The 10,033-nt window shown below is 40.1% G+C and carries 8 protein-coding genes and 1 pseudogene; 6 read left to right on the top strand and 3 right to left on the bottom strand.

The genetic code is table 11. From position 1 onward, the window contains the following. Window positions 1–49: 49 nt before the first annotated feature. Window positions 50–880: a hypothetical protein gene (locus MKMG_RS08970; protein WP_254059154.1), complete on the bottom strand. Its 831-nt coding sequence runs from the start codon at window positions 878–880 to the stop codon at window positions 50–52. 687 nt (window positions 881–1,567) lie between these two features. Between MKMG_RS08970 and MKMG_RS08965 the strand changes: the two genes are divergently transcribed. From MKMG_RS08965 to MKMG_RS08955, 3 genes are all read left to right on the top strand, one after another. After that, window positions 1,568–1,819: an AAA family ATPase gene (locus MKMG_RS08965; protein WP_165077418.1), complete on the top strand. Its 252-nt coding sequence runs from the start codon at window positions 1,568–1,570 to the stop codon at window positions 1,817–1,819. A 97-nt stretch (window positions 1,820–1,916) separates the two neighbouring features. Further along, window positions 1,917–2,900: an ATP/GTP-binding protein gene (locus tag MKMG_RS08960; protein ID WP_165077416.1), complete on the top strand. Its 984-nt coding sequence runs from the start codon at window positions 1,917–1,919 to the stop codon at window positions 2,898–2,900. 5 nt (window positions 2,901–2,905) lie between these two features. Beyond that, the gene (locus MKMG_RS08955) at window positions 2,906–3,589 is read left to right on the top strand and encodes a hypothetical protein (protein WP_165077414.1); all 684 of its coding nucleotides are present in this window, start codon (window positions 2,906–2,908) and stop codon (window positions 3,587–3,589) included. 66 nt (window positions 3,590–3,655) lie between these two features. On the opposite strand, the gene MKMG_RS08950 is transcribed toward MKMG_RS08955, so the two are convergent. After that, window positions 3,656–5,866: a P-loop NTPase fold protein gene (locus tag MKMG_RS08950; RefSeq protein ID WP_165077412.1), complete on the bottom strand. Its 2,211-nt coding sequence runs from the start codon at window positions 5,864–5,866 to the stop codon at window positions 3,656–3,658. Window positions 5,867–6,364: 498 nt separating this feature from the next. Further along, a complete protein-coding gene (locus MKMG_RS08945) occupies window positions 6,365–7,657 on the bottom strand; it encodes an RNA-binding domain-containing protein (protein WP_165077410.1) in 1,293 nt (430 codons plus the stop codon). A 740-nt stretch (window positions 7,658–8,397) separates the two neighbouring features. Here MKMG_RS08945 and MKMG_RS08940 point away from each other — a divergent pair. The 3 genes and pseudogenes from MKMG_RS08940 to MKMG_RS08930 form a co-directional block, all read left to right on the top strand. Then, on the top strand, window positions 8,398–8,613 hold the full coding sequence (locus tag MKMG_RS08940; protein WP_165077409.1) for a hypothetical protein: 216 nt from the start codon (window positions 8,398–8,400) through the stop codon (window positions 8,611–8,613). Between the two features lie 175 nt (window positions 8,614–8,788). Then, window positions 8,789–9,121, top strand: a complete 333-nt coding sequence (locus tag MKMG_RS08935; protein ID WP_165077407.1) for a hypothetical protein — start codon at window positions 8,789–8,791, stop codon at window positions 9,119–9,121. A gap of 60 nt (window positions 9,122–9,181) precedes the next feature. Next, window positions 9,182–10,033 (top strand): annotated as a pseudogene (locus MKMG_RS08930) (hypothetical protein); the annotation flags it as partial.

The raw sequence follows: 10,033 nt of genomic DNA, 5'->3' as shown, positions 1-10,033 counted from the left end.
CCAGGTATTGGTCATACGATTTTCTCCGGTCTAAACGGCAAATCCATTTTTATTTTGTCGTTTTCAGCTCATGTTCTGCCTGTTTCATTTTCTCCGTGAACTGCTGCTCTTCTGCAACGACCCATCGCAGATTCGGCCTGCAGGACAGGATGACCAGTGCGAATGCGAGAAAACCGATGAGACTCATGAGCCATTCATGTGCCTGTGCCATCCGGATTCCACTGGTGAATAAGAAAAGGAAGAAGGCCATGGTGATGAGGATGATGTACTGTTTGAGGGGTGAGTCCCCGGCAACAATAGTATACATCCCCGGAAGGACGTGCCTGAGCAGGTACCAGAGCATGATGATGACAAGAGGCGTCCCCACAACAAGGGTGATCCATGGGTTGAGTCCCAGGCCATGGTTGATGTTGCCGATGTCGCCATGGAGGGAAAACGCCCGTATTGGCATATAGGCAATCAGCTCTGCCAGGTTCACGATGACGAACCAGAATACGAGGTGATATGCCCACTTTTTCTGAAGCAGGGCCCTGGACAGCAGGAGATATATCCCGCCGGTGACAACAATCGCGTGGAAGATCAGTGGCATCACAGCGATTATCGCAGCATGCACACCCTCCCCTGCTGCAAAGAGGGATGAATATTCAACCCCTTCATCCCAGCCGGTGAGGGTTATGGGATTTCCCCAGTAAATTGCAAGAGGATCGGCCATGTTTCCGAGGAGATATGCTGTTGTGCTGTGGATGTGCTCGTGAGTAATGACAATGAGGGTCTGGCAAAAGAAATAGGTTGCAAGAACGATTAGCAGATATACGAAGGCGTCCCGTATTTCCCGTTTCCTGTTCACGAAACCGGATGGTGTCATATGTTTGTCTTTCATTCTTGTGATAATAATTGATGGTATGGAATGATTGGTTGAATAATTGACGGGTGTGGGGCGGTATGGGTATTAATTATGTGTATTATAGTGGCGAACGTTTCTTTTTGAACTAATAGTAAATGCGATTAAGCGATTACTATCGTTTAATTTCAAAAATAAACGTTTGGCATCATATGGAGAAAACTTGATATTCTTAGAAGTTTGGTTTTTGACTATAATATGGTCAACGGCGGGTTAATTTTCTGGGATTGTTCTGGTGAGTGAGTGGGTTTTGGGACGATTGTTTCTTCTGGGATGGGTGGCTCACCCCGGCCCGTGGATTGGATGGGTGGCGACGGTGGTGGGTGGGTTGGGTGGGGTTTTGAGGTATTGTGAAAAAATGGGATTCATTATGAATAATTCCGATTATTATACTCAGTGTATTTTAGTTTTTATCGCTTCCTGAAATTCTTCACCCTGCTTTCAACAATTCCTAGGCTTCAGACAGCTGATTTGTTTTGAAAAATTTGACCTCTATATGCGTAAATTTTTGCGGCTCTTCGCTCTGGCTAATTTTGTATAGACTGAAATTAGAATTTGGACATTTAAATTTTAGTATTCATTTGTATCTTTATTATCGTTGTATGAGACTGCTTCCTAATTGATATCTCTTTAATCATTCAAATCATAGCATGTGAAATAAATATCATGACAGTCGATATACCAAAAGGTATGTCTAAAATTGAGAAGATTTCCATTACAAATTATCGGGCAATTGAAAATATTCAGTTTGAACCCCGATCTGTAAATATAATCGTTGGCCCAAATAACTGTGGAAAATCTTCAATTCTTGAATCAATTGCAATATTAGCTTCCTTCGATAATAAAGTTGGATCTAATTATAATCAAAATTTAATTAATAAAATAATTAATAAGTATACTATAAAAATATATTTTTAATAACGATGAATATCCAATTGATATCTCTTTTGGAGATTTTAGAGTCGTAATTGAGTATTGTGAAACAGGTTTTTCTAGCCTTGAAAAAATAAATGAATTGGCAAGTTCCTATTTTGATGAAAAAATTGACCAATATTTCACGGCTCCTGAAGTCATAAATCGGATAAAACGTAGATATCTGGAAACATCTCGTCATTTTCTCGGAAAAAATCAACAAATTATATCGGATAATGTATTTTTTGAGAAAAGAATACAGTCAAATTTGAGAGAGTTTGATGAAAGTGAATTATTAGAGAATGCAATCGCATATAATATTTCTCATAAAAGTGAGGAATTGGTAACTGATATTTACCAAAGTGAAAAGTTGATAATGTACTTGATGGATAAGGATCATAAAATAAATAACTTAAACATTTTAATATGTCCGCCAGTCATCGAAAAGTATGATGTTACCAATATAAATGGATTTTTAGATTACCACAATGGTGATTTTTTTCCAATTCTGTCTGGTAATGTTCCATCAATACCTTTGGAAACAGACTTTGATAAAAGGGATGCTGCGGCAATAGTTAGTAAATTGCATGATAAAATTATTGAAAATAATTTGATTGGAGAAACACTTGATCAAGTAACTGAAATGATTCCATATATTTGTGATATCCGAAAGACTGATAGTGGGATTTATATTTCGCTTGATGGGAATCAAAAACAACTTCCCCTGTCCTCTATGGGTGATGGCTTCATTTCAATGCTAAAAATTTTATTCTTAAGTGCTCTTGCTAAGGAAGGTGTTGTTGTGCTAGAGGAGCCAGAAGTTTCTCTCCATCCGGGTTATATTGAAGTGGTTGCTAAATCCATTTTAGATTGCTCTAAAAATGCTCAATTTTTCATTTCTACTCATTCAAAAGATTTTCTTGATTCTATTTTGGAAAATGCTAAACTAGACAACCGCTTGGATGAAATCCAAGTAATAAAATTATATAAAATTGTGGGTATGCATTCAAGTAAGGCCGAAATATGGGATGGTTTGGAGGCAGTAAATGAAATTGAGTCCATAAATACCGATCTTCGAGGATTGTGATTATCATGGTTCCCCAATTGCTATGTGAAGGAATACATGATGGTATTTTTTTGGAAGAATTATTCAAAGTCAAGAATCCTGGTCTGTACTCTCATCGCATTGATAATGATATTTCTAAATTTGCCAGGATATTTAGGAATCCTAATTATTGGTCTAAATGTTCAGTGATAATTCAGAACGATAATGGGCATGATTTAATATCCAAATTTTTGCCTCGTATTATCCAAGAATTCTTCATGCGGGACAAGAATCGAAAAGTCATAAATTTTTATGTATTAAAAGACTCTGATGGAGAGGACACGGAGAAATTAATAAATTCTTTCCATAAAAGTATTTCTGAATCCCTTAATTCTAAAAGGTATCCCGAATTTAATCTTGATAAATTTCCACAGAATAAAAAAATAATTATGAACTCGCTAATGGATGATAGATACAAATTCTGTTTCCAGTTTATTTTTGTACCAATAAGTTTTGAAGAAAAGATCCGTGAAAAAGCTTTAGCAATTTATTCAACTAAGATTTCTAATTCAAGAAGGGATGCAATTATAGATTCAGATCCGCATGATGCATTGAATTTAATTGCTAACGAACTTGAATTGGACTCAAAGGAAAATTTAATTAGGAATTCGGCAAAGGAATTTTGGTTTAAAGAAGAAGAGTGGTACAAACAAATTTACAGCGTAATATGATCTGTGTAAAAATTTTGAGGGATAAAATCGTTCAAAAAATTATAGTTCTTATTACGATTATTGACTTTATAGATCTTTGATGAACGTTAGCTTGTAATAAGCCTCATCACCCGTTGAATTTAATAGTTCTATTAACAATTGTGCGATTTCCGCCCCATTCATATCCTTAATATTTATTTCATTCACATTGGTATTATGATCAAAATGTAAGATTTTCCCATCCTTATATTCCAGTGAGGATTTTTCTTTATAGAATGGGTAAGTTACCAGAACAAAATATTGTCCATTTTGCATTGATTGTAAATCATTAGATGGCAGGGGGAAATCAAAAGCACCATTCTGGTCTATTTGAATCTGGTAATGGAATAGTTCTTCTTTTCCAATAATCCAAATATATGCCTTGTTTACTATTCCCTCTGCATTCCCTGTAATGATAAGTTGCTCATTTTGTGTGATCGTGGGGGTGCTTGTGGTAGCTGTAATAAAAGGTTCTCTAAGGGTTATTGATACCGTTGCATAATCTAAATTTTCTAAATTACCCAGATTATTTGGTTTTGAGACGGCAAACATCTGATAATTTCCTGGGACTAAATTTTTGTAAAGTGTATTCCAATGGAAACTCCAAGTGCTATCAGATTCAACATCAACGAATGAAAATGAATCTGGTTTATTATTTTCTACTTCGAGCATGTGGTCTTTTAGATTTGAGCCTTTAGGAGCTAATTTTGGTCCAACAATGAAAAGATACGTAGTGTTGGTTCTGGTATTCGTTCCTGAAAATTTAATATTTTTACCTATTGTGTATATTCCATATCCACCTGCGGCGACTGTAATATTACCCTCATCGTTGACCATTAATTTGGTAAATCGATAAAGGTGCAAACAGTCTTCTATGGTTTCTTTTGTGAAAGGCTCTCCATTTTTTAAAATTTTTTCTAAAAGCGAATTATCACAATATTGATCAAATAGTGAAATTTGTTCAATAGTAAAACCATATTCATATTCAAGCCGGTCATGGTCTTGGATAAATGGCAACATATTGATATTAAAATCATATATTGCTATCAATAAATAAGGATCAAATGAAATACTTTTTACTAATTCTGGAAAATTATAATCAATTAATTGCCACCTAAGGAGAATATTATCATTTACTCCTTTATTGTCTATTGAATGAATTAAATTCGAAAGGAGCACAAAACTATTGAAAAATCTTTTTATCTCTCTGATATTTGGACGTTGAAGCGCCTCAACAATAAGAGACGAATTATCTTTTAAGCATTCATTATCACCAACCAATTCCTCAATGAATAATTTGAGTTCTTTTTCATGAATTGCGGGAATTGTGAATTGAATCTGGATCATTTTTTGAAGATATTCAAGTCCTTTAAAAGATGCTTTATTTCCAGGACTCTTTGTATTCCCCTCTTTTTGATCAGAATATTTATTGTAGTGTTTTTCAATCAGACAGGCTATTTTTGGCAAATCTACACCAATAACAAAGATGCATTGACTTTTGTCAAAAAACAAATTAATTGATTCAAGAATATTTGTAACGGAATGTGGAGGACAACGGTCAAGATCGTCAATAAATATTACCAGAGCAGCATTATCTGAAGAATCCCTTGTTTTTGAGTTATTAGGATTTTTAGAATCTGGAAAATGCGTTTGAATTATTGCATCTAAGAATTGATTGAATCGATTATAGTAAGATAATTTATCTTTATACACTGGTTTATTGATCCAATTGGAAACAGACAATTCAGATGAATTGAGTGGTGGAATACCATTAATTAAACTGACCGTTGAAAGTGCAAATTTGAGAGTATCATCGATAATTAAACCTTTGTTGATTTCATGACGATGAAAAAAGTAATAACATTTTTGTTTATATCGATTGAATCTTCCTTTTGTTAGTGAGCTATGATTTTCTTTTACTGAATCGTGAATTTCAAGGCTCAGGGCAGAAAGGAGAGAATCAGTTTGACAATATTTCCAGGCATCGAACCAGACTGGTATTATTTTTCTTTGATTTTCCTGATTATTATCATTAGACTTTTCTAAATTCTCTTTTATTGCTTTCATCAGAGAAGTTTTCCCTGTTCCCCATCCTCCATTTATTGCGATTGTAAATGGTGGTTTATTTTTTGTTGATAGAATTATTTTGGCTAGTTTTTCAGAATAAATGTCAAAATTGAAATGGTGAGCGTCATCTATGGGTTGATCATTATGGATTTCGATACTTTCATAGTTTTTTTGAGGCATTTTTACTTCCACTGTAATCCAGAATATCTTTCCAATATCCTTTGGTGAAAATAGTCCGAGGAATGAAATATATATTACTATAAAAAAATTGTTCAATTATTACTCATCAGTCTTTATCGGCCTGCATTTCATTCCTCTTTAGATGGTCATCCATCTCACCCCCCAGGCACCATCCGCCATCCTCCGCCTATGGGAACCGGAAGAGATCCAACGGATGCCAGACGCCTGCGCAGTATGCAGACAATCCCTGTCTCCTCGCTTCCTGGCACCGTCTCCATTCATGTCTTGGCACAATCTCTCTCCATGCTCTGACACAGTTTTTATTCCCGCCCGGACATGGTTCACTGACTGTTGACTGTTGTCAAATCAGTATCTGATCGTAAAATAAAATGGGAAAGGGCAGGGGATGAAATGTTTTTCGCCTGGAAATAAAAAAAGAGTGTGAGAAAAATTGTGAGTAATGATTGTTAGAAAAAAATTGTGAAAAAATAATTATGAGAAAAATCCCATTCATTTCTTTATGGTATAATGTGTGTGTGATCCCGAACCCTTCTTTTCAACAAGGCCAAGGTTTTCCAGCTTTTTAATTCGTTTTAATACCTTATTCTTAGAAAATCCCAGCCTTAATGCGAGTTCACTGCTTTTTAAGGGTATATTTAGGAGATTGAGAATTTGATTGTCAGTTTCATCAATGGCTGAAGAGATATCTTTTCTGAAGATTACCGTAAATGCTGCGGGGCCTGCCTTGAATTCAACCGAGCATAATGGATGTTTTTTCACCTCTTCTTCAATCATTTTTATTCCAAAACCATACCGTTCGATATAGCCCGTGTCATACAGAAGATTTGAAACTGACGGATTTCTCGGGATATGCTCTGGATCTTTTATATTCACGCCGGGCATAAGCCCACCGGGGTTTTTTATCTCAAATCTGTCAGGATAAATTAGTATCTTCACATCAGCACTTATCGTATAGTTCCGGTGGGCAACTGCATTTATCAGTGCCTCACGAATGGCCCTTGGTGGATATTGTTCGATTTTAATTCTTCGTGTTCCGGCGACAACATCGACTGATTTTATGTCATGGATCAGACCGGAATATGCCTCTTCAACAGTTTTCCATACCGGGCCCTCATACTCCTTGCTCCATAAAGGGCCATCCTCTCCCATGCCTATCTTCCGTATTTTGGCAGATGGTATGTGTTCAGTTGCTTCTGTGAAGAATAGTATTCCTGCATTTGTCAGCCTGTCATTTTTTATCGCACCGTCACTCCTCAGATACCTGGACTTATTCTCCTCTGAGATTGTTTTTCCTCTCGTTTCTTTTACTTTTTCAAAAAACCAGTCAATATATTCAGGCCGGGCATCTTCCACGGCGAGCATGGGAATTTCATCCCAGTTGATCGTCCCCATTTCAGAGAAGAGCATCACTATCTCCTGCAGGGAGAGTGGTCTGACTCCTGTCCCCGCTCTTATATATACGACACCGCCGAGCGAACAAAGAGAAGTGCTTTTCCCGACACTGATTATCAGAAGATCTTTATCATCTATTGAAATCTTCTGCGTTTTTATTGCCGGTGGGGGAATTATCGCCTGAATTGAACTCGTTAACTTTTCAATTGCTCCTTTTACATCAGTTCCAACAATTTTTCCGTTATCCGCAACGCCGACAATTATTATTCCACCTTCGGAATTTGCAAAGGCGGCAACTTCATGATGTATATTTTTTCCTGCTGTTTCCTTAAATTCAAGGACTTCAGATTCTCCAGACTGAATCAGATAGATCAGTTCCTCTAAATCCATGACTACTGTTACATCAACATTCCTCAAATATGTAACGGTAGATGAGTTACTGTTTCATTTTGGGGTGAAACAGTATGGAACAGTAGGTCCGTTGGAGAATTGATCGGTAAACCGGCTGGAAATGGTTGCGAATACTGGTTAAAAGCATATTTTTGGTTTTTTATTCCCGGGCGTTGTTTCTACCGTTTCATTACTTCAGCATAAAACGGTATCCAGAATGGATTAACCGGCCCGAATGACGTGAAAATGTTAACCTCAAATCATCTTAGTGGAAAGTTGTGGAAAGGCTCTTTTCCGTGTTCCTGAAATCCTTTGGACCAACAGGGATGTTAAAAATAATTTCTGACATCCGGGACAATGCGTCCCGAATCATAAAAAATTCCCCCTTTGATCTCCTCTGTTTTGACCATCTCTTTTTGGAATCGGGGCGTGAAATGAGCGTATTTTTGACATCTTTTTGCTGCGGGGAAAATGGTGTTGTTCTGCCGGTTATTCCCAAAACAAACGGTGAATTATAGACTAATATGGGGGTGTCATTTGCGAATATTCTGAGAGGATGTATGGGATGTCTCCGGCGGTGAACGTCCCGCTCCGCCCGTCTGTGAGGATGCGTCATTCCGGGCCTCAGGCACGTTTTATGAGTATTTGTGCATCATTTTGGCGTTATTTGTGAATTATTTGTGTTTTATCTGTCCGGGGACAGGGATTTCGCCCACAATATCAAGACCCGTGATCCGCAGTTGCAGGAGAAAAAAACCCGCATATCCGGCGACCATCATCCCGGTCTTGTCAACGACTCAACGGAATTGGCATTTGGAATTGACCAGGCAGACGAGGAGAATCACGTTGCGTTCGATGATGACTTCACCGATTTCGTCTGGATCATTTTCGCGGTCAAAGTCCCATCCCGTTCGGTCGGATGTCCTGATCTTTTTCCAAAAACCATCCCGTGTTAGGACAGATTAATATTACCCAAAGTAATAGTTTCATATGTCAGTCGCCACCGGGCAACCGACTGGCAGAAGTGTGTGTATGCGTGTCGTATCATCACAGACTTCTTCTGTATGCCCCGCTGCTATCCCCACATGCGATAGTGGACACTATGTGTTTCGTGCACAGGAGATGAATTCCATGAACGAAATTGAAAAAACAAAAACCGGAACAGAAACCGGAACAGAAACCAGAACAGAAACCAGAACAGAAATCGAAACCGGAACAGAACCCGGAAGAGAAAACGGCAGCCCCATCACAAGAACATGCGCCAACAGTGTTTCGCAGGGAACCGCCGATGAACCGTCAACGGCGGAGAATATAAAATTCCCGGAGAATGAACGGACGGTCATCACCGCAGCACCGGTTCCCCTCGACCGCCTCCCGCAGGCCCTCTCCAGAGAGATTCACACCTACAAGGGAATCATCTCTGAGATCAGTATCCGGCGGGGACCGGTAGGCATGACTATGTGATCAGCCTCACCACCCGTTCCCCGAACGCTGGCGTTGGCCGTTCCCCGCGAGGTGGGCGGCATGCAGACTGAACCCGACAGCCCCGCCCGGAACGTCAGCGGAAGCAGGAGTGAGAATGGGAGTGAGAGTGAGAATGGGAATAAGAATGAGAGTGGGAGTGGGAATGGAAGTGAGACGGAAAACGAAATCCAAAAAACCCTCTCCCTCCTCTTTCCCGACGGTGACGTCGTCGAACTCCGGGCCCTCGGCGACGGCGGCGTCCACAGCGGCTACTTCAACGACTTTGATGCCCTTGCCGGGAAGGCGAGAACACTGGACGCATTCCGTGATGTCACAGGCATCTACGTCAGCCTCAACGAAGTGAATCCCGCTCTCCTGTCCCGCTGGGCCAACCGCGTCAAACAACGCCTCTCCCGGAGCGACGCCACCACCGCTGATGCCGACATCGTCCGCCGCCGCTGGCTCCCCATCGACCTCGACCCCGTCCGGCCCAGCGGCGTCTCCGCAACCGATGCAGAGCATGCCGCCGCCCTCAAACGTGCCGAGACCGTGGCTGCATGGCTCACAAAGAGAGGATTCCCGCAACCAATCATGGCCGACTCCGGCAACGGTGCCCACCTCCTCTACCGCATCGACCTTCCCAACGACGGGGAGGCCACCCGGCTCGTCAAGAGATGTCTCGCCGTCCTTGATGCCCTCTTCTCCGACAACCGCGTCCACTGCGACACCGCAAACTTCAACGCCGGACGCATCTGGAAATGCTACGGCACCACCGCCTGCAAAGGCGACCACACCGAAGAACGCCCGCACCGGCAGGTATACCGGCTTCTGCATGGATATTCCGTGAACCGGACCAGATACCAGGGCCTTCTTGATAAGTGTCCCGCCATCAGTCTCATTGATGCAACAGTT

The organism is Methanogenium sp. MK-MG, from assembly GCF_009914725.1.
Taxonomy (GTDB): Archaea; Halobacteriota; Methanomicrobia; order Methanomicrobiales; family Methanomicrobiaceae; genus Methanogenium.
This window is presented reverse-complemented; position numbering and strand designations above follow the sequence as displayed.